Source organism: Gelidibacter maritimus (genome assembly GCF_014062315.1).
Classification (GTDB): domain Bacteria; phylum Bacteroidota; class Bacteroidia; order Flavobacteriales; family Flavobacteriaceae; genus Gelidibacter; species Gelidibacter maritimus.
The window spans coordinates 1-25,121 of record NZ_JACGLT010000020.1; the positions used below are offsets into that span (position 1 = coordinate 1).

15 protein-coding genes, 2 tRNA genes and 2 rRNA genes are annotated in these 25,121 nt (G+C 40.2%); 15 read left to right on the forward strand and 4 right to left on the reverse strand.

The genetic code is table 11. The features are described from left to right. Positions 1-70: 70 nt before the first annotated feature. From H3Z82_RS17375 to H3Z82_RS17385, 3 genes are all read left to right on the forward strand, one after another. Positions 71-2,910 (forward strand): 23S ribosomal RNA (locus H3Z82_RS17375). 125 nt (positions 2,911-3,035) lie between these two features. Continuing rightward, positions 3,036-3,144, forward strand: a 5S ribosomal RNA gene (rrf, locus tag H3Z82_RS17380). A gap of 150 nt (positions 3,145-3,294) precedes the next feature. Next, positions 3,295-5,736 (forward strand): helix-turn-helix domain-containing protein, encoded by a 2,442-nt coding sequence (locus H3Z82_RS17385; RefSeq protein WP_182206778.1) that lies wholly within the window; start codon positions 3,295-3,297, stop codon positions 5,734-5,736. A gap of 80 nt (positions 5,737-5,816) precedes the next feature. Here the strand turns inward: H3Z82_RS17385 and H3Z82_RS17390 are convergent, their stop codons facing one another. After that, positions 5,817-6,128: a phosphatase PAP2 family protein gene (locus tag H3Z82_RS17390; RefSeq protein WP_182206779.1), complete on the reverse strand. Its 312-nt coding sequence runs from the start codon at positions 6,126-6,128 to the stop codon at positions 5,817-5,819. 216 nt (positions 6,129-6,344) lie between these two features. Continuing rightward, positions 6,345-7,487 carry an acyl-CoA dehydrogenase gene (locus H3Z82_RS17395; protein ID WP_182206780.1) on the reverse strand — a complete coding sequence of 381 codons (1,143 nt, stop codon included), beginning with the start codon at positions 7,485-7,487 and terminating at the stop codon, positions 6,345-6,347. A 91-nt stretch (positions 7,488-7,578) separates the two neighbouring features. Here H3Z82_RS17395 and H3Z82_RS17400 point away from each other — a divergent pair, with 91 nt between their 5' ends. From H3Z82_RS17400 to H3Z82_RS17430, 7 genes are all read left to right on the forward strand, one after another. Further along, complete coding sequence (locus H3Z82_RS17400; RefSeq protein ID WP_182206781.1) at positions 7,579-8,643, forward strand: anhydro-N-acetylmuramic acid kinase; 1,065 nt, start codon at positions 7,579-7,581, stop codon at positions 8,641-8,643. A gap of 209 nt (positions 8,644-8,852) precedes the next feature. Then, positions 8,853-9,548, forward strand: a complete 696-nt coding sequence (locus H3Z82_RS17405; RefSeq protein WP_182206782.1) for a MotA/TolQ/ExbB proton channel family protein — start codon at positions 8,853-8,855, stop codon at positions 9,546-9,548. 162 nt (positions 9,549-9,710) lie between these two features. Further along, positions 9,711-10,103, forward strand: coding sequence for an ExbD/TolR family protein (locus H3Z82_RS17410; RefSeq protein ID WP_182206783.1), 393 nt, complete (start codon positions 9,711-9,713; stop codon positions 10,101-10,103). A gap of 1 nt (position 10,104) precedes the next feature. Beyond that, on the forward strand, positions 10,105-10,986 hold the full coding sequence (locus H3Z82_RS17415) for an energy transducer TonB (protein WP_182206784.1): 882 nt from the start codon (positions 10,105-10,107) through the stop codon (positions 10,984-10,986). Between the two features lie 2 nt (positions 10,987-10,988). Further along, positions 10,989-12,212, forward strand: coding sequence for a bifunctional folylpolyglutamate synthase/dihydrofolate synthase (locus tag H3Z82_RS17420; protein ID WP_182206785.1), 1,224 nt, complete (start codon positions 10,989-10,991; stop codon positions 12,210-12,212). A gap of 62 nt (positions 12,213-12,274) precedes the next feature. Next, a tRNA-Val gene (locus tag H3Z82_RS17425) sits at positions 12,275-12,349 on the forward strand. A gap of 178 nt (positions 12,350-12,527) precedes the next feature. Beyond that, positions 12,528-12,602, forward strand: a tRNA-Val gene (locus H3Z82_RS17430). A gap of 329 nt (positions 12,603-12,931) precedes the next feature. Here H3Z82_RS17430 and H3Z82_RS17435 read toward each other — a convergent pair. Together H3Z82_RS17435 and gldJ are read right to left on the reverse strand one after the other, a co-directional pair. Then, positions 12,932-14,215, reverse strand: a complete 1,284-nt coding sequence (locus H3Z82_RS17435) for a UDP-N-acetylmuramoyl-tripeptide--D-alanyl-D-alanine ligase (RefSeq protein WP_182206786.1) — start codon at positions 14,213-14,215, stop codon at positions 12,932-12,934. Between the two features lie 67 nt (positions 14,216-14,282). Beyond that, entirely contained in the window at positions 14,283-15,953 is a 1,671-nt protein-coding gene (gene gldJ / locus H3Z82_RS17440; RefSeq protein WP_182206787.1) for a gliding motility lipoprotein GldJ, read from the reverse strand. 326 nt (positions 15,954-16,279) lie between these two features. Between gldJ and porU the strand changes: the two genes are divergently transcribed. The 5 genes from porU to H3Z82_RS17465 all read left to right on the forward strand — a co-directional run bounded on the left by porU (position 16,280) and on the right by H3Z82_RS17465 (position 24,874). Beyond that, the gene (porU, locus tag H3Z82_RS17445) at positions 16,280-20,140 is read left to right on the forward strand and encodes a type IX secretion system sortase PorU (protein WP_182206788.1); all 3,861 of its coding nucleotides are present in this window, start codon (positions 16,280-16,282) and stop codon (positions 20,138-20,140) included. A 77-nt stretch (positions 20,141-20,217) separates the two neighbouring features. Then, on the forward strand, positions 20,218-21,420 hold the full coding sequence (gene porV, locus H3Z82_RS17450; RefSeq protein WP_182206789.1) for a type IX secretion system outer membrane channel protein PorV: 1,203 nt from the start codon (positions 20,218-20,220) through the stop codon (positions 21,418-21,420). 97 nt (positions 21,421-21,517) lie between these two features. Beyond that, a complete protein-coding gene (cdd, locus tag H3Z82_RS17455) occupies positions 21,518-22,000 on the forward strand; it encodes a cytidine deaminase (protein ID WP_182206790.1) in 483 nt (160 codons plus the stop codon). A 204-nt stretch (positions 22,001-22,204) separates the two neighbouring features. Continuing rightward, entirely contained in the window at positions 22,205-23,203 is a 999-nt protein-coding gene (gene pdhA, locus H3Z82_RS17460; RefSeq protein ID WP_182206791.1) for a pyruvate dehydrogenase (acetyl-transferring) E1 component subunit alpha, read from the forward strand. A gap of 3 nt (positions 23,204-23,206) precedes the next feature. Next, a complete protein-coding gene (locus tag H3Z82_RS17465; protein WP_182206792.1) occupies positions 23,207-24,874 on the forward strand; it encodes a pyruvate dehydrogenase complex dihydrolipoamide acetyltransferase in 1,668 nt (555 codons plus the stop codon). Positions 24,875-25,121 lie beyond the last annotated feature (247 nt).

Below are 25,121 nucleotides of genomic sequence, written 5' to 3' on the forward strand. Positions count from 1 at the left end.
TAGTAACACGTAGTCATTCCTGGTTTACGAGCTAAGGGATGATTGCAAACTCATTAAAAGACAAAAAGTACAATAAGCTACATAAGAGCGTATGGGGAATGCCTAGGCTCTCAGAGGCGATGAAGGACGTGATAAGCTGCGAAAAGCTGCGGGGACTGGCACATACAGGTCGATCCGCAGATATCCGAATGGGGCAACCCACCATATTGAAGATATGGTATCCAGCAATGGAAGCAAACCCGGAGAACTGAAACATCTAAGTACCCGGAGGAGAAGAAAACAAAAGTGATTCCGTAAGTAGTGGCGAGCGAACGCGGATTAGCCCAAACCGGCCTTGTTACGGCAATGTCGGGGTTGTAGGACCACAATGTTCGATGCATCAAGAACCAGAGCACGTTGGAAAGCGTGGCCATAGACGGTGATAGCCCGGTATGGGCAATTGATGTTGAGATAGTGGTATCCTGAGTAGTGCGGGGCACGTGAAACCCTGTACGAATTTGGCGGGACCATCCGTTAAGGCTAAATACTCCTGAGAGACCGATAGTGAACCAGTACCGTGAGGGAAAGGTGAAAAGAACCCTGAATAAGGGAGTGAAAGAGAACCTGAAACCATACGCTTACAAGCGGTCGGAGTCCCGATTTATCGGGATGACGGCGTGCCTTTTGCATAATGAGCCTACGAGTTACCGTTGCCAGCGAGGTTAAGTGGTTAAGCCACGGATCCGTAGCGAAAGCGAGTCTGAACAGGGCGCTTTAGTTGGTAGTGGTAGACGCGAAACCGTGTGATCTACCCATGGGCAGGTTGAAGTTTAGGTAACACTAAATGGAGGACCGAACCGCCAGACGTTGAAAAGTCTTCGGATGACCTGTGGGTAGGGGTGAAAGGCCAATCAAACTCGGAAATAGCTCGTACTCCCCGAAATGCATTTAGGTGCAGCGTTGATTTATAGTTCTGTAGAGGTAGAGCTACTGATTGGATGCGGGGGCTTCACCGCCTACCAATTCCTGACAAACTCCGAATGCTACAGGATGTTGATCAGCAGTGAGGGCTTGGGTGCTAAGGTCCAAGTCCGAGAGGGAAAGAACCCAGACCATCAGCTAAGGTCCCCAAATATATGTTAAGTTGAAATAACGCGGTCGAACTGCACAGACAGCTAGGATGTTGGCTTGGAAGCAGCCATTCATTTAAAGAGTGCGTAACAGCTCACTAGTCGAGCGGTTCGGCATGGATAATAATCGGGCATAAACATATTACCGAAGCTATGGATCCGCCACGTGCGGATGGTAGGGGAGCATTGTAGTGTCGTCGAAGGTGTGATGTGAGTCATGCTGGAGAAGCTACAAAAGAAAATGTAGGCATAAGTAACGATAATGCGGGCGAGAAACCCGCACACCGAAAGACTAAGGTTTCCTCAGCTATGCTAATCAGCTGAGGGTTAGTCGGGACCTAACGCGAACCCGAAAGGGGTAGTGGATGGACAACCAGTTAATATTCTGGTACCTGCTCACGTTAAAAGTGACGGAGGCGTATATTTGGTGCGTGCTGACGGAATAGCACGTTGAAGCGAGCAGCAATGCCGCGATAGTACACCGAGGCTACGGCCAAGGTGATAATCCAGAGAAGCGACTTCCAAGAAAAGCGAGTGAAGCAGCCCGTACCGCAAACCGACACAGGTAGTTGGGATGAGAATTCTAAGGTGCTCGAGAGATTCATGGCTAAGGAACTAGGCAAAATAGACGCGTAACTTCGGGAGAAGCGTCGCCCCCCTCCGGGGGGGCCGCAGTGAAAGAGTCCAGGCGACTGTTTATCAAAAACACAGAGCTTTGCTAAATCGAAAGATGACGTATAAGGCTTGACACCTGCCCGGTGCTGGAAGGTTAAGAGGAGGGTTTATGCGCCTCGGCGCAGAAGATCTGAATTGAAGCCCCAGTAAACGGCGGCCGTAACTATAACGGTCCTAAGGTAGCGAAATTCCTTGTCGGGTAAGTTCCGACCTGCACGAATGGTGCAACGATCTGGACACTGTCTCAGCCATGAGCTCGGTGAAATTGTAGTATCGGTGAAGATGCCGATTACCCGCAGTGGGACGAAAAGACCCCGTGCACCTTTACTATAGCTTAGTATTGGTTTTGGATAAGTAATGTGTAGGATAGGTGGGAGACTTCGATCCTGCGTCGCCAGGCGTAGGTTAGTCATTGTTGAAATACCACCCTTTGCTTGTCTAGAGTCTAACCCTTGGACAAAGGGGACAGTGCTTGGTGGGTAGTTTGACTGGGGTGGTCGCCTCCAAAAGAGTAACGGAGGCTTCTAAAGGTTCCCTCAGCACGCTTGGTAACCGTGCGCAGAGTGCAATGGCATAAGGGGGCTTGACTGAGAGACAAACAGGTCGATCAGGTACGAAAGTAGAGCATAGTGATCCGGTGGTTCCGCATGGAAGGGCCATCGCTCAAAGGATAAAAGGTACGCCGGGGATAACAGGCTGATCTCCCCCAAGAGCTCATATCGACGGGGGGGTTTGGCACCTCGATGTCGGCTCGTCACATCCTGGGGCTGGAGAAGGTCCCAAGGGTTGGGCTGTTCGCCCATTAAAGTGGCACGCGAGCTGGGTTCAGAACGTCGTGAGACAGTTCGGTCTCTATCTACTGTGGGCGTTAGAAATTTGAGTGGATCTGACTCTAGTACGAGAGGACCGAGTTGGACGAACCTCTGGTGCACCAGTTGTCACGCCAGTGGCATTGCTGGGTAGCTACGTTCGGAAGGGATAAGCGCTGAAAGCATATAAGCGCGAAACCCACCACAAGATGAGATTTCTTTAAAGGGCCGTGGAAGATGACCACGTCGATAGGCCATAGGTGTAAAGGCAGCAATGTCACAGCCGAGTGGTACTAATAGCCCATAGGCTTATTGTACGCCTGTTTTTTAGAGTACAACAGTTTTTTATGTATAGACACACCAAGTGTGCTTTTTTCAATATGTCACGATATTTGTCTTTCTTTTAAAGAAAGAGATCCCGCATCAGGTGCGGGATAAAGCTTAAGGTGGTTATAGCGACGGGGCTCACCTCTTACCATTCCGAACAGAGAAGTTAAGCCCGTTTGCGCCGATGGTACTGCATCTCGTGGGAGAGTAGGTCGCCGCCTTTTTTAGAGAATCCCTTCATGGAAACATGAAGGGATTTTTTTTTGCCCTGTACAAACAGGTCGCGAACTGTCCGTAACGTTCTTTCATCAGAATGATGCTCTGAATCATCTCGATTTTATGTATTTTCAATGGCTGTTAACAAATGGCTGAATATGGAAACAAATAAAGATATTGAGTTAGCTTGGAATTTTGTGAACTCTACCAATCAAAGTGTATTCCTAACCGGGAAAGCGGGTACTGGAAAGACGACGTTTTTACATAACTTAAAGCACAATTCTTTAAAACGCATCGTTGTTGTAGCACCTACCGGTGTAGCAGCAATTAATGCCAAGGGGGTCACGATCCACTCCTTCTTTCAGTTGCCATTTGGTCCTATCCTTCCAGATGCAGACATCAACAGATCTTCAGGGTTCAATAGAAAGTTCAGCAAGACTAAAATCGATATTATTAAATCGATGGATTTACTTATTATTGACGAAATTAGTATGGTGCGGGCCGATGTATTGGACGGTATCGATAAAACCCTAAAACGCTTTCGAGATAGGAATAAGACATTCGGGGGCGTGCAGGTTTTGATGATAGGCGACTTGCAGCAATTATCGCCAGTGATCAGAGAAAACGAATGGCAACTCTTAAAACAATATTATCAAACCGGCTATTTTTTTAGTAGTCTGGCTTATCAAAGTTGCAATGCCATTACTATTGAGCTAAAACATATCTACAGACAGGAAAATCCGAAGTTTATTGAAATCCTCAATGAAATTCGGAACAATAGTTTATCCCAAGCGTCCGCTGATGAATTGAACAAACGCTATATAAAAAATATTAAACCTGACCCGAAAGAAGGCTATATCGCGCTGACTACACATAATAATAGAGCAGAACAGGTCAATACAAAAGAATTGGACGCTTTAACTACGAAGGTATATACCTATAGGGCTAAAGTTTCTGGAAAGTTCCCTGACCATGCGTTTCCAAATAAGGAGGAGCTCCATTTAAAGGTAGGCGCACAGGTGATGTTCATTAAGAATGACAGCTCCCCCGAAAAACGCTATTTTAACGGAAAAATTGGGAAGGTAATTTTTTTGGATAAGACCGAAGTTGTAGTGAAATGTCCTGATGACGATTATAATATTAACACCACGCCTGAAGAATGGGAGAATATCACCTATTCTGTAAATGCCGAAACCAAGGCAATAACGGAAGATAAAATTGGATCTTTCTCTCAAATCCCACTGCGTTTGGCCTGGGCTATTACCATTCATAAAAGTCAAGGCTTAACCTTTGAGAAGGCTATAGTGGATGCCCAAGGTGCTTTTGCCCACGGACAAACCTATGTCGCACTAAGTCGATGTAAATCGTTGGAAGGGCTTGTTTTAAAAAGTAAAATTGACTCCAGCCAAATCATTAACGATCAACAGGTCAGTTCATTCACCCAATCATCGGCTGAGAACCAACCGGATGAGGAAGCGTTGGAATTGGCCAAAAAAACATTTCAATTGGATTCCATTAATGATATATTTAACTATTATGGATTTTTATATCCTATTAATCGGTTGCTTGATATATTCTACAAAAATAGGGGCAGTATCCAAGGTCATGTAGAAGCTCCATTAATCAGCCTGAAAGATGGCGTTACGAACCTCTTAAAGGTAGGGCATAGATTTAATAACCAATTGCAAGATATCTCAAATGATGAGCATTTACCTGAAACAAATAATCAGATTCAAGAGCGCTTTAAAAAAGCCATAGCCTATTTTAAAACTGAAACTGAAAAATGTATTGTAGAGAATTTAAAAGCTCTCAGTTATTCCACAGACAATAAGGCTATTGAAAACGATTTAATTAAAAGCTTAGATACTATTGAAGAGCTTTTAGCTACCAAACTTTCTTATTTTAATGGATTATCCGAAGGGTTTTCTACCCAGAAATTTCTGGAGTTAAGAGCTAAAGCGGTATTCTTAACTAAGGATAAACCGAAGAAATCGAGAACATCTGTTATTGAGGGGACGGTAAATGTGGAGTTATTTGAGTTGTTGCGAGAATTGCGCAATGAAATCGCGAATGAAAATGACCTGATCCGTTATCAAGTTTTCACTCAAAAATCATTATATGAACTCTGTGAAGTGCTTCCGGTAACTAAAAAGCAACTTTTAGAAATCAATGGATTTGGAAAAGTTCGGGTCGAGAAATATGGGACCCAAATTCTTGAGGTCATAAAAGCCTATTGTGAGGAGAATGCTATTGAAACTGACGATAGCATCGACCTTGAAAAGACCCCAGCGCCTATGAAACCATTAAAGAAAGGAGAATCAGCTAAAATTTCTTTGGAGTTGTTTCAATCTGGAAAATCGATTTCAGAAATTGCCACCGAAAGGGAATTAGTTGAGTCAACTGTTTTCGGTCATTTATCTAAATTTGTAGATTCAGGAGAAGTGAAAGTGACCGATTTAATTTCTGAAGCACATTTCAAAGAGCTGACAGAACTTATTCCCAAGCATAAATTCGAAAATCTATCCGATTTAAAACGGCAATTAGATGATAAGTACAGTTATAATGACATTAGGTTAGTTCTTAATTCTATTTCTGAATAAAACAAAAGCTTCGAAAATAATCGAAGCTCTTGTAAGCGTATTATATATCCAAAGGGAATAAAATAAAATAGTTTCTTGTTTTAAAATTCTATTTGTGACAATATATTCTGGGCTACTTTATTACCCGCAATCCTTGCTTTATCACAAGACGCTTGATAGTGAATACCTTCAAAAACACGGCTATCTGCCATTTCCTTAGACATTTCTGCAAAGGAATTATAAGTTCTTGCAGGCAAGCCCAAATAACCATAGCTGTTAAGAGTGAACTTAAAATTATCTCCAAACACACTGGTGAGTGCACTTTCAAAAGCTGCACTTACATAAGCGTGCGCCGCAGGAAATTCGGGATGGCCAGGTGTATTAAATAAAGCGTTCCAAGACGTGTGGCCCATCACATCGCGTATGTAGGCCTGTGCCTTTTGCCAGCGGGATGCGCAACAGGTCGAGTTGCACGTCTAGCCATTTAACGACCAGATCGGATGCATAAGAAATAACAGTGTTTGGAATGGCTTCTGGGACTTCAGATATATTAGTGCATGAGCCAATTTATTTCACAAAAAAAAGACCCAACACAGGTCGAGTCTTTTGTACTTATTATATAAGAAATATTATTCTTTAATGAGGTTTCTAGAAATCACAATCTTCTGAATCTCCGAAGTCCCTTCATAAATTTGTGTAATCTTTGCATCACGCATCAATCTTTCTACGTGATATTCTTTAACAAACCCGTTTCCTCCATGAATCTGAACCGCTTCCACAGTATGTTCCATTGCCACTTTAGAGGCGAATAGTTTTGCCATGGCACTTGATACATCGTAGTTATTCCCTTGGTCTTTATCCCAAGCAGCTTTCATCACCAAATGCCTCGCGGCTTCAATATCTACATACATATCCGCCAATTTAAAAGCAATGGCTTGGTGATTACAAATTTCTGTGCCAAATGCTTTACGTTCTTTTGAATATTTTAATGCCAACTCATAAGCACCGGCAGCAATTCCTAAAGCTTGTGCCGCAATACCAATACGTCCGCCGGAAAGTGTTTTCATGGCAAAACGAAATCCTGAGCCATCATCGCCAATTCTATTTTCTTTTGGCACCTTCACGTCGTTAAATTGAAGGGTATGCGTATCACTTCCTCTAATTCCTAATTTATCTTCTTTCGGACCAATATCAAAGCCAGGAGTCCCTTTTTCGACAATAAAAGCATTGATTCCATGAGACCCCTTATGTTTATCGGTTTGTGCGATAACAATATAAACGTCAGCGCGACCTCCACTTGTAATCCAGTTTTTAGTACCGTTAATTATATAATGATCACCTTTATCAATCGCAGTTGTCCTCTGAGACGTCGCGTCACTTCCAGCCTCAGGTTCACTTAAGCAAAAGGCACCTACAAACTCGCCAGTGGCAAGCTTTGTCAAGTATTTTTGTTTTTGGTCTTCGCTCCCAAATGCCTCTAATCCATAGCAGACTAAAGAGTTGTTGACAGAAACAATAACCGAAGCTGACGCATCTATCTTGGATAATTCTTCCATGATCAAAACATAGGAAATAGCATCCATTCCACTTCCGCCGTATTTAGGATCTACCATAATGCCAAGAAAACCGAGGTCTCCCATTTTTTTGACCAATTCCTTTGGGAATTTTTGTTTATTATCTCGGTCAATAACACCAGGAAGCAATTCTGTATTAGCAAAATCACGAGCGGCATCACGTATTAATTTATGTTCTTCGGTTAACTTAAAATCCATGTTGTATGATAATTGTTGGTTCATTTAAAAACGAACGCAAAGATAAGGTTTTACTGCTATTTTATCAATTTGAATACTTATTTTTACATCTATGATTAAAAATTACTACAACGTTATAGGCGTAATGTCAGGCACATCCTTGGATGGGATAGATATAGCGCATTGTTCTTTTACACATGACCATCAATGGAATTTTGAAATATTGCAGGCAGAAACCTATGATTATCCATCCGCTTGGGTAGAGAAGTTGAAAAACCTGGTGACTATGTCCGAGGCCGAGTTATTGCATTTGGACGAGGAATACACCCGGTTTTTAGGAAGTGCCATTCAGCAATTTATAAGCAAACATAAGCTTTCCAAGTTGGACGCCGTCTGTTCTCACGGCCATACCGCATTGCATCAACCACAAAGTGGGTTGACCTATCAAATTGGCAACTTAGCGCAACTCGCCACGATTTTAAACGAAACTGTCGTATGCGATTTCAGGGTTGCAGATGTCGCATTAGGTGGCCAAGGTGCGCCATTAGTCCCTATTGGAGATCAGCTTTTGTTTCCACAATATGATTTTTGTCTGAATTTTGGAGGATTTGCGAACATTTCTTCAGAAATAAACGGACGGCGGATTGCCTATGATGTGTGCCCAGTTAATATTGTACTTAATCTATATGCCAATAAATTGGGGTTAGATTATGACGATGGGGGGAAAATTGCAGCTTCAGGAACCATTCATCAGGTTTTGTTGAACCAATTGAATGCATTGAGCTTTTATAAAACTCCATATCCAAAATCGTTAGGTTTGGAATGGGTCAAAACAGAAATATTCCCCTTGATTGATTCTTTTGCTTTGGAAGGCAGTGATGTTTTAAGAACATTTATTGAGCATATTGCTATTCAAATTTCTCAAGAAATCAATTCAAAAATTGATGTGTCAGTATTAGCTACCGGTGGCGGTGCTTTTAATACGTTTTTGATGGCTTGTTTATCTGACAAAACCCAAAATGTCATCATTATTCCAGATAAGTTAATCGTAAATTATAAAGAAGCACTCATCTTTGCGTTTTTAGGTGTACTTAGACTTCGAAATGAAAATAACTGCCTCAGTAGTGTGACAGGTGCTAAAATGGACCATAGTTCCGGTCAGATATATTATCCCTAAAAATATTGTCAAATTGATTCAAAGCGATGCTTAGTTTTTTATATTTGCCATGGAAAAATCAGACTTGAAAAGATCACGTTTATAGCAGGATATATTTCTCCGCTTAGTTGCCGAAAGATTTAGGATTGCAAGAACATGATTTAAAAATATACTTAAGTTAAGTTTTGTACGTTTACACACTAATTACATCAATTTTAATAAGATTTAATATGATATTACAGAATACTATTCAAGATGGAGTAGAAGTTGTTCCGGAAACAGAATCCGTTGAAAAGACCCTTTCAATTATTGAATTGATAGGAAGTGGAGGAACTGCCGGAATGGTGATTATTGCCATTTTGTTTGTGTTGATGGTTTTTGCGATTTACATTTATTTCGAAAGGTTATTTGCCATAAAGGCAGCATCACAAATAGATTCAAATTTCATGAACCAAATTAAGGATCATGTGACCAATGGTAAAACAGATTCGGCACAGATATTATGTGCTCAGGTGAATACACCCGTATCGCGCCTTATTAATAAAGGCATCAGTCGTATTGGTAAACCGTTGGAAGATATTAGTACAGCGCTTGAGAGCGCTGGACGATTGGAGGTTTATGAATTGGAAAGAAATGTGAGTGTTCTCGCTACTATTTCGGGCGTGGGACCAATGATTGGCTTTTTGGGAACGGTTATCGGGATGATCCTGTCTATTTTTGAAATTGCAAATGCCGGGGGACAAATTGATATTAAATCGCTGGCCGACGGACTTTATACGGCAATGACGACCACCGTTGGAGGGTTGATTGTTGGTATTGTCGCTTATATGGCCTATAATCACTTGGTAGTTAAAACCGATAAGGTGGTCCATCAAATGGAAGCCAATTCATTGGAGTTTTTAGATCACTTGAACGAACCGATTTAATGTAGTTTTCTGCGTGTAGAAAACACTTGGATTGGACAGATAGCAAACAGTTTTCAAAAGACAGATGCGTAAGAAGTAATTGGACGCATAAATATAGTGAGTCTGTCATCAAGCATCATTTGAAACCATTGCAATAATGCTAATGTTGAGTAATACTTAATTATGAATATAAGAGGAAGAAATAAAGTAACACCAGAATTCAATATGTCTTCAATGACAGATATTGTGTTTTTGTTATTGATATTTTTTATGTTGGCATCCACTTTGGTGACCACCAGTGCGATTGATATTTTGTTGCCAAAGGCAGATGGAAAAACAGAGAACAAACAATCTATAGCAGTCAGTATTACGAAGGATTTAAATTATTATATTGACGAGAAATTGGTTGGTGAAAGTGTTCTGGAGCTTGAATTGAAAAATGTACTCACTGATCAGGATCAACCAACTATTGTTTTAAGAGCAGAAAAATCGGTACCTGTAGATAATGTGGTCAAAGTGATGGACATTGCCAATAGGAATAAATTTAAAGTTATTTTGGCTGTAAAGCCTAATTAAGATGAAATATTTAGAAACCAAACATGAACGCAATTCAGCAAAAATTACCACACTTATTGTGGTAATTATCCTGTTGTTGTTATTTGTGGTTGGGCCCCCTTATATGGATCCTCCTTTAGAATATGGGGTTGCGGTTAATTTTGGTGATTCGGATGTAGGTAGTGGTGATGTTCAACCATTAAAACCTGTAAAGTCTGAACCGAAAGAAGTGGTGAGCGAGCCTGTGGTTAAGGAAACCGAAGTTGAAATAGAAAAAACAGAACCTACAAAATCAGAACAACCGGCTGAAAAAGTATTGACCGAAGATAATTCTGAAGCCATTGCAATGAAAAAGCAGAAGGAGGCAGCAGATGCAAAGGCAAAGGCCGAAGCAAAAGCCAAAGCAGAGGTTGAGCGTGCCAAAAAAGCAAAGGAGGCTGCTGAGGCCAAAAAGCGTCAAGAGGAAGCCGAGAAAAAGGCAAAGTTGGATGCTTTAATTGGAGGTGTGAAAAAATCAGAAGGTACGACCACTGGTGGAGAAGGTGACGATGGTAAGCCTGGAGATAAGGGACAATTGGACGGCGATCCGTATGCTCCGTATACTCGCTTACCCGGATCAGGATCAGGAGGAATTGGTTACGGCCTCAATGGAAGAGGTAAACCAAAATTTGAAAAATTGGAGGGTTGTGAAAATGAGTACGGTTTAGTTGTCGTTGACATTGTTGTGAACCGAAATGGGGATGTGGTTGGAGTAACGGCAGGTACTCAGGGAACTACTAATAAAACAAGCTGCTTAATTGAAGTTGCACGAAAAATGGCTTATACCTATAAATGGCCCCCTAATCAAAATGCTCCAACAAGGCAATATGGTAAGATAAGTATAAATTTTACGCCGACTGATTAAAAATGACCTATCAAGATACTGTCAATTGGATGTTTCAGCAGTTACCAATGTATCAAAACCAAGGCAAGACTGCATATAAGGCCAATCTGGACAATACCCTGCAATTGGCAGAACATCTTCATCATCCAGAACATAATTTTAAAAGTGTCCACGTTGCTGGAACCAACGGAAAAGGCTCTACGAGCCACATGTTGGCGTCTATTTTACAAGAGGCCGGCTATAAGGTTGGACTATATACGTCGCCCCATTTAAAGGACTTCAGAGAACGCATTAAAATCAATGGAAAGGAAATAGGTGAAACCTTCGTTGTTGAATTTATTGAAAAGCATCGATCGTTTTTTGAAACCCATTCATTATCATTCTTTGAAATGACTGTAGGAATGGCATTTGATTATTTCTCTATAGAAAAAGTTGACATTGCAATTGTTGAAGTAGGTATGGGTGGGCGTTTGGACTCGACCAATATCATCGCTCCAGAGTTATCCATAATTACAAATATTGGCTTGGACCATACCCAGTTTTTAGGAAACACTTTAGAGGCCATTGCCTTTGAAAAAGCTGGAATTATAAAATCTAACGTCCCTGTGGTAATAGGAGAGACCCAACCAAAAACCGTAAATGTATTTAAGGAGGTTGCAACTGCACGTCGTGCCGAAATTTACTTTGCTGATCAGGTAGCAGTCATAAATGATTATGAAAGTGATCTGAAAGGAGACTATCAGATTAAAAATAAAGCCACTGCTTTATGCGCAATCCATATCCTACAGGAGAAGAACGAGTTTGATATTTCAGAAGCAGCCATCAAGAATGGTTTTCTTAGTGTGATTACGAATACAGGGTTAAAAGGAAGATGGCAAATTTTGCAAGAGCAACCAAAGATTATTTGTGACACAGCTCATAATAAAGAAGGGCTACAATTTGCCATGGCTCAATTATTAAAAGAACCGTATAAAGAGCTCCACATGGTATTTGGAGTGGTCAAAGATAAAGATGTAGCATCTGTATTATCTCTATTGCCCAAGAATGCGTTATATTACTTTTGCAAGCCCAATATTCCTCGTGGTTTAGATGCTGATGTGTTATGTGATGTTTTCGTAGCGAACGGTTTTAAAGGGAGCGCTTATAACAGTGTGAATGAGGCTTTAAGCAGTGCTAAACAGCGTGCTACTAAAGCCGATGTTATTTATATAGGAGGTAGTACTTTTGTTGTAGCTGAAATAATTTAAATATTTTTTAAAAAAAGCTTTTGCGATATCAAAAACTAATCTATATTTGCAATCCCGTAACAGGGCGATTAGCTCAGCTGGTTCAGAGCACCTCGTTTACACCGAGGGGGTCGGGGGTTCGAACCCCTCATCGCCCACAAAAGTTCATACATCGTATGGACTTTTTTTATAGTCAGCAGGTCCATTAACTCTCCCGAAAGCTATCGGGAGGTTCAGAGTGTCACGTCGACAACGTGGAAGTCACTGGTTCTCCCGAAGCTTCGGGACAGTATGGCACAAGTTGAGATGTGTTTAGTAATATGATAAATTAAAATAGGTCCATTAACTCAGTTGGTTCAGAGTGTCACGTCGACAACGTGGAAGTCACTGGTTCGAATCCAGTATGGACCACATCAAGCACAATCCCGATGCGAGAGCATCGGGATTGTTGTTTTGGAAAAATCCCAAGTCGCAGCCTTGAGGATTTTTCCGAAACAACAATCCGCAGTGCGCTGCTAAGCGCGCGGGATTGTATTTGCAGAAGTTGATTTATCTGGATCAACGCAGTTAATCCTATTTAATAATTATCTGTCGCAGACTTGAGGATTTTTCCGAAACAACAATCCGCAGTGCGCTGCTAAGCGCGCGGGATTGTACCCGCCTACTGCGGGCAGGTTTGCAGGAGTTAACTTTATCTGGATCAACGCAGTTAATCCAATACAAAGATTTAGTGAAGGAAGTCACAAAAGCTCCAAAATCCGTTCTAATGCCATGCCTCGTGAACCTTTGATCAATAGAAAGGCATCTTTAATTTCGTGATTTTGAAGATGTGATTTTAATGCGTCGAAACTTTCAAATTTCTGAAGACTTGGATGTTTAACTGTCGTTTTATAAAAATTCTTACCAATTAAATACGTCTTTCCAAGCTTATTTTGCTCTAGATAATCTACAATGGCCTGATGTTCAATTTCTGCAGTTGCTCCCAACTCGAACATATCACCTAAAAAAACAACTTTCTTGGCTTGAACCAATTGCTCGAAATTTTCTAAAGCCGCCATCATACTTGTTGGATTGGCATTGTAGGCATCCATAATGATAGTATTGCTTCCTTTTTTGAGTATCTGCGATCGGTTATTGGTCGGGGTATAAGCTTCAATAGCATTCTTGATATCATCTGACTCAACCTTAAAATATGACCCTACTGCAATGGCAACAGCAATATTGTTAAAATTGTAGCTCCCAGTCAGTTTGCTTTTAATCTCCGATCCGTTATAGCTAAGGGTGACGTAAGGCTGTGTGTTGACCATTTCCAGCATGGTGTCTGTGGAGGTGCGCAATCCGAATTTAAAGACCTTATCGTAATTTAATGTCTGTTTGATTTGGAGGGGATCGTTTTCATTGACAAAGATGGTTTTGTGATTTGCTTTTAAGTAATCATACAATTCTGATTTTGCTTTGATAACCCCTTCAATACTTCCAAAACCTTCAAGATGTGCCTTGCCGAAATTGGTGATCAATCCGTAATCTGGATGCGCAATGGTACACAAAAAAGTTATTTCTACAGGATGGTTCGCGCCCATTTCTACAATACCGATTTCAGTGGCGTCAGTCATTTGCAAAAGGGTCAACGGCACGCCTATATGATTGTTTAAGTTGCCCAGAGTGGCTGTTGTCTTAAATTTTGTTGACAATACGGCATTGGTCAATTCTTTGGTGGTGGTTTTTCCATTGCTTCCAGTAAGTGCAATAATAGGAATCGCTAATTCATTTCTATGAAAAGTAGCAAGGTTTTGCAAGGATTTTAAAACGTTTTCCACCACCAAATAACGGGAGTCTAGTGCATATTTTTCTTCGTCAACAACGCAATATTTAGCACCTGCTTCCAAAGCCTGGCGTGCAAAGTGGTTGCCATTAAAGTTATTTCCTTTTAAGGCGAAAAATAGGCTGTTGTTTTCGATATTTCGAGTGTCCGTGGAAATGCCGTTACATTCTTTAAAATGCTGGTAAAGTTGTTTGATGTTCATAAAATAAATGTAATAAAAAAGTCCTAACTCGAGGTTAGGACTTTTATAAATTTTAAAGAAATGGATATTAGTGTCTGGTCTTGTTGCTTCCTCGAGATTTTGAACCAACTCTTGACATGGCACATCTAAAACCAATATAATCAGTGGCCATATCTTGTGGGAAATATCGACGCTGCGCTGGATCAATCCAATACGCTCGGTCTTTCCAAGAACCACCTTTATAGACTCTCACATTATCATTGATTAGAGAAGTTCTATTATTTGATTTATCAATATTTCTTACAATGGCACCCGTTGAATCAACTGTTACTTCGTGTCTTGGTGAGTTGTACATCTGCTTAGTGTTTGATCCGTCCTCATCCTCATCAAAATTATCAGTATAGTAACGTGATGATCTTCTGTCGCCATCTCTGAAGTTTCTGTTATCACTGGCGTCAAAGTTTGTTCTTAAATAAGCGTCTTCACCGTTGATTGGTACCTGTAAAATTGTACCTGGAAGGTTTCTCGGAACAACCTGTCCATTGCTCAAGGTGTCATATACGATATCTTCTGTAGTTACAACTTTTACTGTGCCATCTTCGTTTATAGCATTTTTGGTGTAAACGTTACCACGGTAGTAGTTGAAGTCGTTAAATTCATCATCAACAATAGGTCTGTAAACATCAGCTACCCATTCGGCAACGTTACCGGCCATATCATAAATTCCAAAATCGTTTGGCAGGTATGATTTTACTTTGTTTGTAATATCAGCACCGTCATCAGACCATCCTGCAATACCACCATAATCACCTTTACCTTGTTTAAAGTTGGCTAATTGATCGCCTCTGGTCTTTCTTTTACCAGAACGGGTATATTGGCCACTCCAAGGGTATTTCTTTCTCCCACGAATAGTATTGTAGTTTCTCAGTTCATTTAAACCAAGTGCTGCATATTCCCATTCAACCTCTGAAGGTAAACGGTATTCTGGAGATATAATTCCAGATTCTCTTTTGGCATAGACATTAATAGGGTTGCCGTCAGCATCAGTTTGTTGTCTTCTTTTTCCACCTTCAAGAATTTCAGCGTTTCCGCCATAGGTAGAGCTTGGAGAATTAATATAAGTATCTGTGTTAAAATTAGCGTCAGCATTGACATCGGTTACACGAGCATCTCTCTTTAAGAAACCAGCTTGTTCCAAATAAAGTTCATTAACTCTATCTGTTCTCCAACTGGCAAAATCCACTGCTTGGATCCAGCTTACACCAACCACAGGATATTCGCCATAACCTGGATGACGCAAATAGTTCTCCGTCATCATTTCACTATAACCAAGACGGTTTCTCCAAACTAAAGTGTCAGGTAGCGCACTTTGATAAACCAATTTAAAATTAGGGTCATCTGGTGGATAGACGCGCTTGAGCCAATCTAAATACTCTAAGTACATTTTATTGGTCACCTCAGTTTCATCCATATAAAAGGACTGAACGTGTTGTTGACTCGGTGTATTGTTCCAGTCGTGCATAGGATCATCTTGCACTTTTCCCATGGTAAAGGTTCCACCTTCAACAAAAACTAAACCTGGGGAAGTTTCTTGTTCCTTAAAATTGGTGTTGTATTGAAAGCCTCCATTCTTGTCATTTATCTTCCATCCAGTAGCTCTGGATTGGTTTGACGAAGAGGTTCTTTTACATCCAACCATTGCTAAAGAGAGCATTAGGGCAAATGCAATCCTTATATTAATGATGTTTTTCATATCCATACTTTTTAAGTAAGCTGATTAAATTTAGTGACGCAATATAGTAATTAAAGAGAAAGTAACAAGCGTTTTTATCAAATAGATTGAAAAAAAGTTGCATTTCATCCCTTTTTTTGAACACAACGTCGGACTTTTATCGATTTTATCGGTGTTTTCAGTATTTCAATAACGCTGTAAAAAAGTTATTATTGTTGTAGTTTTGTAGAAACATGAGACACTTTATACTAACAAACGCGGGCAAACGTTATTCTTTCTATATAATGAGCTGTTTTAGTTGATGATAATAGTATTAAATTGCAGTTGTTTTTGAAAAAGATTTATACAGACTAATGAGATTAAACTTACTATTGCTTTTTGTATTACTATCAACTTTAGGTTTTTCGCAAGAAAAGCGCTTCGAGATCGTATGGCAAGGTAACCTACTACTTGAAACTGAGACTTCTGCCATTACAGTGCCTTATTTTGATAAAGATCACTTTAGCTTTGATACAAATAACGGCATGAGGTTTTTTGCAGAATGGGTGTCTGACGGAAATATCAACAAAAACTCCGTAAGACTGACCAACGTATCGTATACAAATATTTCTGCGGAAGCGTTACAATCAATTCCTGTGGAAACCATTCCTACAGAACCGATATTGCATTTTGAAAATACAACAGCACGAGACAAATCGCACGCTTATCTTGAACTATCGCCTATTATAAAGGAGAATGGCGTTTATAAAAAAATCACTTCGTTTACAGTTTCTTATAATAGGACGGCCAATAGGTCGTCCACTACCTATGCCTATCAAACCCATAACATCAGTAACTCTGTGCTCAGTTCAGGAAATTGGTATCGCTTTTATGTCGATAAGTCTGGTGTTTTTAAATTGTCGCGGAGTTTTTTGAATTCACTTGGTGTCAATACAAACACGGTTGATCCGCGTACTATTAAAATTTATGGCAATGGTGGTGCTATGTTGCCTTTGTCAAATTCGGAACCTTACCCTATTGACCTTACTGAAAATGCCATAAAGTTTGTTGGTGAAGAAGACGGCGAGTTTAATAATAATGACTATATCCTGTTTTATGCTGAAGGGCCCACTGGATATAATGCCGAAAGTAACACCAATAATAATATTTTTACTGATAAGAGCTATTATTATGTCAATGTAAGTGGTGGTGCCGGTAAACGCATCCAAAATATGCCTCAGCCTGCAAGCGCTTCAACTTATGTGGTAGATACATTTCAAGATTATCAGTTTCATGAAGTTGATGAGATAAACATTGTAAGGGTTGGAAGACGATGGTTTGGTGAGCGTTTTGATATTGAAAATGAACAGGAGTTTGAGTTTAATTTCCCTAATCTTGTACTTTCCGAACCGGCGCGTGTTAAGGTTTATGCAGCCTCAACTGCCGAAGTAGCGACGAGCATGGAGGTGAAGGTCAATTCAAATGTCGTTGCAAATTTTGCTTTTACGCCAATTGGTTCGCCCATTTTGGCAGATGGTAAGTTTTTTAATAATGAGGTTATGCTGACTTCGCCCGATGTTGTTGTCAATCTCAACTACAACAACTCTGGTAATCCTACATCTCATGGATATTTAGACTATATAGCAATTGAAGCCACGCGAGGCCTGGTTTTTGAAGGCGAGCAATTTGTATTTAAGAACAACCAGGTGGCAAACACCCCTGGAATTGTTGAGTATAGTATGTCCAACGCAGCGTCAGTTTCAGAAATTTGGGATATCAGTAATAAATATGATGTGACCGCTGTTGCCAATGCTGAAGGAAATTCGGTAATGAATTTTAAATCCATTTCCGGAATTGCCAAAACCTATTTGGCAGTTACACCATCAGACTACTACCAGCCATTAAGAGAAAGCAATACAAGTGTTAGTAATCAAAATATTAAAGGAACCGTATTTAATGATGAGCAGGGGCAATTTCAGGATATTGATTATCTTATCATCTCCCCTAATAATTTGGTTTCTCAAGCCGAGCGATTGGCGCAAATCAACAGAACGCAAAACAACCTTATTGTAAAAGTGTTGACTTTAGATGAGATCTATAAAGAATTCAGTTCGGGAAATCAGGATGTGTCTGCCATTAGAAATTTAGTGCGCTACGTTTACCATAATGCGAGTGCTCCGGATAAACGGATAAAGTATTTATGTCTGTTTGGAGATGCCTCATTTGATTATAAGGATAGAATCCCGAACAATACCAATATCGTCCCATCTTGGCACTCGTTGGATAGCTTTAGTTTGACCAACGCTTTTGTTTCGGATGATTTTTTTGGGATGATGGATTTTAATGAAGGTGATATGAGCGCTTCAAACAAGCTGGATATTGCCGTTGGAAGAATTTTAGCCGAAAATCCTCAACGGGCTAAGGAAATGGTTGATAAAATTGATTTGTACTACCAAGATGAATCCTACGGAAGTTGGAGAAACAATGTTGTAGTCATGTCTGACGATGTTGATTTTGCATGGGAAAAGATCCTACAGGAAACTACTGATGAGATAGGACGATCCATTACCGCCGAAAAGCCGTTTTTAAATGTGGTCAAAATTCATTCAGATGCTTATCAGCAAGAGTCTTCAGCAAGTGGCGAACGCTATCCGGCAGTAAACAAAGTCATTAAAGATGCCATTGAAGTAGGGGCATTGGTGGTTAATTATTTTGGGCATGGTGGTGAAGACGGATTGGCTTCTGAACGTATTTTTGATAAAAACGACTCACAAGAAATAAGAAATACCTGCAAGTTTAATTGTTTCGTCACGGTGACTTGCGAATATACCCGATTTGACAACCCTTTTCGTCCAACTGCGGGAGAATATACCTATTGGAACACCCAAGGTGGTGCCATTGCATTGATTACCACCACACGTCAAATTTTTGTAAGTGTTGGTGTGACTTTTAATATAAAATTGGAAAAATACCTATTTGGGTTTGGGGCAAACGAATATCCAACGATGGCGGAAGCGTTGCGACTCACAAAAACAGATCCTTCCGTTTCTGGTATCCAACAACGGCGCTTGGTGTTTTTTATTGGTGATCCGGCCATGAAATTGGCGTTCGCAAAACCTAATATTCAGCTTACCAAAATCAATGACGTCCCGTTGGGTCAAACCAATGACACTTTAAAAGCGTTGAGTAAAATTAAAATGTCCGGTGAGGTGTTAGATCCAGCTGGAAACTTAATGACCGGATACAACGGATTGCTCACTGCAACAATTTTCGACAAAAATATTGAACGCCAAACCTTAGGGAATAACAATATACACGACAATGGACAATTGATCAAAATGGATTTTATGACTCTGGGTGAGAAAATATTTATAGGCCAAGTTTCGGTAACCAATGGAGTTTTTGATTTTGAGTTTGTCGTTCCGAGAGATATTGGCGTGCCTGTGGGAGAAGGAAAGGTCAGTTTTTATGCAAAATCAGAAGCGCCGCTGCAAGATCAGGCGGGAGCGAGTTTTGATATTTTGGTGGGAGGCATCAATGAAAATGCTGAAACCGATAACACAGGTCCTATTGTAAAACTTTATATGAATGACGAAAGTTTTGTTTCGGGCGGTATAACCAATGAGGCGCCCACGCTTTTGGCAAAATTGGAGGATAGTAATGGTATCAATACAGCCAGTGGCATTGGCCACGATATTGTTGCCATTATTGATGGTGATGAAACCAATCCATTTGTGCTGAATGATTATTATAGAGCTCAGGTAGATGACTATACCAAAGGAGAGGTTACTTATCCTTTTCGTGATTTAGAGCCAGGACTTCATACCTTGACCTTAAAAGCTTGGGATGTTTATAACAATTCTGGAATTGCCGAAATTCAGTTTGTGGTGCATGATAAAGATCAAGAACTGAAGATTGAAAACGTTCTAAATTACCCTAATCCATTCATTAATTACACAGAATTTTGGTTCAATCACAATAGTTCGCAACCTTTAGACGTTTCTATACAGATATTCACCATCTCCGGTAAGTTGATTAAGACTATAAATAGTCAAACCAATGCAGGTGGATGTTGCAATGAAGGAGCCTCGTCACTATCAAGAGACATTGTTTGGGACGGCCGTGATGATTTCGGAGATAAAATAGGAAAAGGCGTCTATGTTTACAAGCTAAAAGTAAGATCCAATCAGCTTAATAAACAGGTTGAGAAGATTCAGAAACTTGTCATACTATAAAAAAAACAACAATAATAATTTATATTTGCTAAATACTTTTAGGTGCTAAAGCGCCGTGTATAATACGAAACAACCTTATGAAAAAATACGCACTAGCCATAATCACGTTATTAATTTATAACTTTTCTTCTGCGCAGGAAACTGTTATCATTCAACCAGATGCAAGTAGAGTCATAACCACGGGAACTCCATTCTTATTAATCGCTGGGGATGCTCGTGCTGCGGCTATGGGAGATATGGGCGTTGCCACTTCCGTAGATGCTTTTTCCCAGCATTGGAACCAGTCAAAATACGCTTTTTCTGAGACCAAATCAGGAATAGCGATGAGTTATACACCTTATTTAAGTAAGTTGGTCAATGATATTTTCTTGGGAAATGTCACTTATTTCAATAGAATCAATGAGGGCAGTGCTTTTGCAGCAAGTTTCAAATACTTTAGTTTGGGCGAAATAGAATTGGTGCAAGATGAATTTTCGGAAGCAACGATTGCAAAGCCGAATGAGCTCACTATTGATGCCTCTTATGCTTTAAGGTTGGGGACTCAGTTTTCAATGGCCGTTGGATTGCGATATTTGCGTTCTGATTTAAAAATTCAAGCCTTGGATAATGATGCCCAGGCTGCGAGTTCGGTTGCGGCAGATATTTCCGGATTTTATCAAAGTGAAGAGCAAGCTTATGACAACTTTAATGGAAGAACTCGTTTAGGTTTTGCCATTCAAAATATCGGACCGAAAATTAAATATGATGATGGTGGGAGAGAAAACTTTTTACCAACAAACTTAAGACTTGGTGGTGGTTTTGATTTTATTTTCGATGAATACAACACTTTGGCGGTTACCGCAGAGGTAACTAAACTGTTGGTCCCAACACCACCAGTAATTGGTTATGTTGATGAAAATGGCAATGGAAGACAAGACGGAAATGAGCCAACTATAATTGTGGAAGGCAAATCGCAAGATGTTAATTTCCTTAAAGGGATGTTCCAGTCATTTAGTGATGCTCCGGGAGGGTTCAATGAAGAGTTGAAGGAGTTTACGTGGGCATTGGGTGCAGAATATAGATATCAAGATTCTTTTGCCTTTAGAGGCGGTTACTTTAATGAGAGTGATGACAAAGGTGGACGAAAATTTTTTGCTTTAGGAGCGGGATTTAAATATACCACTATTAACATCGATATGTCCTACTTGTTCTCCGCTTCAAAAGTTCAAAGTCCGTTGGAAGGAACTCTGCGTTTTTCTTTGACTTTCAATTTTGGAGATGAGACTTATAGGGAATACTAAATAATAGTAAAATAAATTATAAAAAACTATTGCCATTATAAAGCAATAGTTTTTTTGTCTAAAAAAGTGTCGTACTTTTAAACAGATAAATTAACCGATGAAGGAAATTAAAATTGAAACCGTACTGACCGTTTATGATTCATTAGATGAACTTCCTAAAGATGTGATTTCATTAATGCAGAAAGCCTCAGAAGCAAGAGATAAATCCTATTCACCATATTCAAATTTTAGCGTCGGCGCTGCAATCCTTCTGGAAAATGATGAGGTGATTACTGGTAGCAATCAAGAAAATGCTTCCTATCCATCTGGTCTTTGTGCTGAACGAACTGCTATTTTTTATGCAGGCGCACAATTTCCTGATGTTAAAATAAAACGAATGGCCATTATTGCAGGGTCAAAATTAAAAACTACCGAAACCCCAATTCCACCCTGTGGCGCATGTCGACAATCTATAGCTGAATACGAAGTGAAACAAGATGCACCCATTGAAATTTATTATATGGGCGAGAAGGGCAAGGTGGTACAATCACATTCGTTGGCCAATCTTCTCCCGTTGGTGTTTGATAAAACCGTTCTATAACGATTTCGTAGAAGTTTTACGATTTTCAGTTTTTTCATTAATGGTTAATGTGTTACTTTTGTTATCGGTTTAGTAAAGTACGGCTTTTGGGAGTTTAAAAAAGAACCAGAAATTGATCGTTGAACCATTCCCGCTTTGTTCGGGATACTCAGCACTCTAAACTCGGGACTAAATAATGTATTTAATTTTTAGAAATTATTTCGGATGCAAAAGATAACAAAAGAGGTTTACCTTAAGTGGTATGAAGACATGTTGTTCTGGAGAAAGTTTGAAGACAAACTTGCTGCAGTTTATATTCAACAGAAAGTCAGAGGTTTTCTTCATTTATATAACGGACAAGAGGCTGTTTTGGCAGGAGCATTGCACGCTATGGATTTGACAAAAGATAAAATGATTACAGCTTATCGTAATCACGTTCAGCCAATAGGTATGGGCGAAGATCCAAAACGTGTTATGGCAGAACTGTATGGTAAGGCCACAGGAACCTCTAAGGGTCTTGGTGGATCCATGCATATTTTCTCAAAGGAGCATCGTTTTTATGGTGGTCATGGTATTGTAGGAGGCCAAATTCCTTTAGGTGCCGGGATCGCTTTTGGTGATAAATATCACGGTGTTGATGGTGTCACTATATGTTGTTTTGGTGATGGTGCAGCGCGCCAAGGCTCTTTGCATGAAGCATTCAACATGGCTATGTTATGGAAATTACCGGTAGTCTTTGTCTGTGAAAACAATGGGTACGCCATGGGAACTTCAGTAGCACGAACTGCCAACCATACAGAAATTTGGAAACTAGGATTAGGTTATGAAATGCCTTGCGGACCTGTTGACGGCATGAATCCGGTAAAGGTAGCAGAAGCATTTGATGAAGCCATTCAGCGTGCGCGACGTGGCGACGGACCAACATTCTTGGAATTAAAAACTTACCGATATAGAGGTCACTCCATGAGTGATGCCCAAAGCTATAGAACCAAAGATGAGGTTAAGGAGTATCAAAAAATTGACCCAATCACACAAGTGAAAGAGGTTATTCTTGAGAAAAAATACGCCACAGAAGACGATCTTAAAAAAATTGATAAAAGTGTCAAGGAGCGGGTAGCAGAATGTGAGAAGTTTGCAGATGAGTCACCATATCCAGAGACAAGCGTCATGTATGATGCCGTTTATGAGCAAGAAGATTATCCATTTATACAACACAAAATATAAGCTATGGCAGAAGTAATTAATATGCCGCGTCTGAGTGATACCATGGAAGAAGGAACCGTGGCAACGTGGTTAAAAAAAGTAGGAGATAAAATAGAGGAAGGCGATATTTTGGCTGAGATTGAAACCGATAAGGCGACGATGGAGTTTGAATCTTTTCATGAAGGCACATTGCTTTATATTGGTATCCAAGAAGGAGAAACTACCAAGGTTGACGAATTGCTTGCCATTATTGGGGAGGAAGGTGAAGATATATCTGATTTGATTGATGGCGAAGCTTCGGATAAAAAGGCAGATAAGTCAGAGGATACATCTTCTGATAAAGCATCTAAAAATGAGGATGATTCAGAAAGCACATCTGACGAGGATGAAACTTCTGATGAGAAGGGCAGCTCTGGTGAGTTACCCGAAGGCGTTACAGTAGTAACCATGCCGCGATTGAGTGACACGATGGAAGAAGGTACCGTGGCAACATGGTTAAAGAAAGTAGGAGATAAAGTTGAAGAAGGCGACATCCTTGCAGAAATTGAAACGGATAAGGCCACTATGGAATTTGAATCCTTCCAATCTGGGACTTTACTTTATATAGGATTAGAAGACGGTGAAACAGCCAAAGTGGATTCTTTATTGGCCATTATTGGTCCTGAAGGTACAGATGCTGCTGCCATTGCTAAAAACCACGAATCGGGAGGCGCTACTAAAAAGGAAGATGCTCCTAAGAAGGAAAGTGCTGATTCAAATAAAAAAGAACCATCAAAAACCGAGTCAAAGGATGCTAAAAAGAAGGCCTCTACTTCAAGTTCATCATCTTCAGATGGGAGTCGCATATTTGTATCGCCTTTAGCCAGAAAAATGGCCGAAGAAAAAGGTATAAACTTGTCTGACGTCGAAGGATCTGGAGAAAATGGACGGGTCATCAAAAGAGATATTGAAAACTATACGCCTAAAGCTGATGTGCCGGCTGCAGCAGCTGCTGTTGCGGTAACCGGAAAAGAGGATTTTGATGAAAAACCAAATTCTCAAATGCGTAAGGTGATTGCAAAACGTTTGGCAGAATCTAAATTTACAGCGCCTCATTATTATTTGAACGTAGAGTTTGATATGGAAAAGGCCATTGCTTTTAGAGAGCAGGTCAATGCCATACCAGAAACAAGAATCTCGTTCAATGATATGATTGTTAAGGCTTGTGCCTTGGCTTTAAAACTACATCCACAGGTTAACTCGCAGTGGTTTGCAGATAAAATGCGATTAAATAATCACGTTCATATTGGTGTTGCGGTAGCGGTTGAGGACGGCTTGGTTGTGCCGGTGGTTAAATTTGCAAACGAATTGAGCCTGTCTCAAATTGGAGCAGCAGTCAAAGACTTTGCGGGACGTTCAAGAAACAAAAAATTGACACCTCAGGAAATGGAGGGAAGTACATTTACAGTATCCAATTTAGGAATGTTCGGCATTGAGAGCTTTACGTCTATCATCAACCAACCCAATTCAGCTATTTTATCAGTCGGTACCATTGTTGAAAAACCAGTGGTTAAGGATGGTCAGATTGTTGTGGGCCATACCATGAAACTGTCCTTGGCTTGTGACCATAGAACGGTAGATGGCGCTACTGGTGCTGAGTTTCTACAAACCTTAAAAGGGTTTGTTGAAAATCCAATTTCAATGTTGGTTTAATTATAAAGTAAATGAACTTGTTGGATGGAGCGCTTTGTATGCTTAACACAAGTTGAGATGAGAAGTATAGATATGAGTCATTAAAATATAAAAAACCTGTTTCAGATTTAAGAAACAGGTTTTTTTTTAGTGAAACCCCTGTCTGTCAACAGGCAGGCATATTCCAAAAACCGGAGGCGCATTGGAATATATTGGTTGGCCCGATAATAATAGGCGTTGTTGCGCTATTTTAGTAAAATATTTAAAA

Coding starts and splice junctions, on each gene's coding strand:
- H3Z82_RS17405 (WP_182206782.1), top strand. CDS start 8,853: ATGATATTACAGAATACTATTCAAGATGGAGTAGAAGTTGTTCCGGAA.
- H3Z82_RS17435 (WP_182206786.1), bottom strand. CDS start 14,215: ATGAACATCAAACAACTTTACCAGCATTTTAAAGAATGTAACGGCATT.
- H3Z82_RS17415 (WP_182206784.1), top strand. CDS start 10,105: ATGAAATATTTAGAAACCAAACATGAACGCAATTCAGCAAAAATTACC.
- H3Z82_RS17395 (WP_182206780.1), bottom strand. CDS start 7,487: ATGGATTTTAAGTTAACCGAAGAACATAAATTAATACGTGATGCCGCT.
- H3Z82_RS17465 (WP_182206792.1), top strand. CDS start 23,207: ATGGCAGAAGTAATTAATATGCCGCGTCTGAGTGATACCATGGAAGAA.
- porV (WP_182206789.1), top strand. CDS start 20,218: ATGAAAAAATACGCACTAGCCATAATCACGTTATTAATTTATAACTTT.
- H3Z82_RS17400 (WP_182206781.1), top strand. CDS start 7,579: ATGATTAAAAATTACTACAACGTTATAGGCGTAATGTCAGGCACATCC.
- pdhA (WP_182206791.1), top strand. CDS start 22,205: ATGCAAAAGATAACAAAAGAGGTTTACCTTAAGTGGTATGAAGACATG.
- H3Z82_RS17410 (WP_182206783.1), top strand. CDS start 9,711: ATGAATATAAGAGGAAGAAATAAAGTAACACCAGAATTCAATATGTCT.
- porU (WP_182206788.1), top strand. CDS start 16,280: ATGAGATTAAACTTACTATTGCTTTTTGTATTACTATCAACTTTAGGT.
- H3Z82_RS17420 (WP_182206785.1), top strand. CDS start 10,989: ATGACCTATCAAGATACTGTCAATTGGATGTTTCAGCAGTTACCAATG.
- gldJ (WP_182206787.1), bottom strand. CDS start 15,953: ATGGATATGAAAAACATCATTAATATAAGGATTGCATTTGCCCTAATG.
- H3Z82_RS17390 (WP_182206779.1), bottom strand. CDS start 6,128: ATGGGCCACACGTCTTGGAACGCTTTATTTAATACACCTGGCCATCCC.
- cdd (WP_182206790.1), top strand. CDS start 21,518: ATGAAGGAAATTAAAATTGAAACCGTACTGACCGTTTATGATTCATTA.
- H3Z82_RS17385 (WP_182206778.1), top strand. CDS start 3,295: ATGGAAACAAATAAAGATATTGAGTTAGCTTGGAATTTTGTGAACTCT.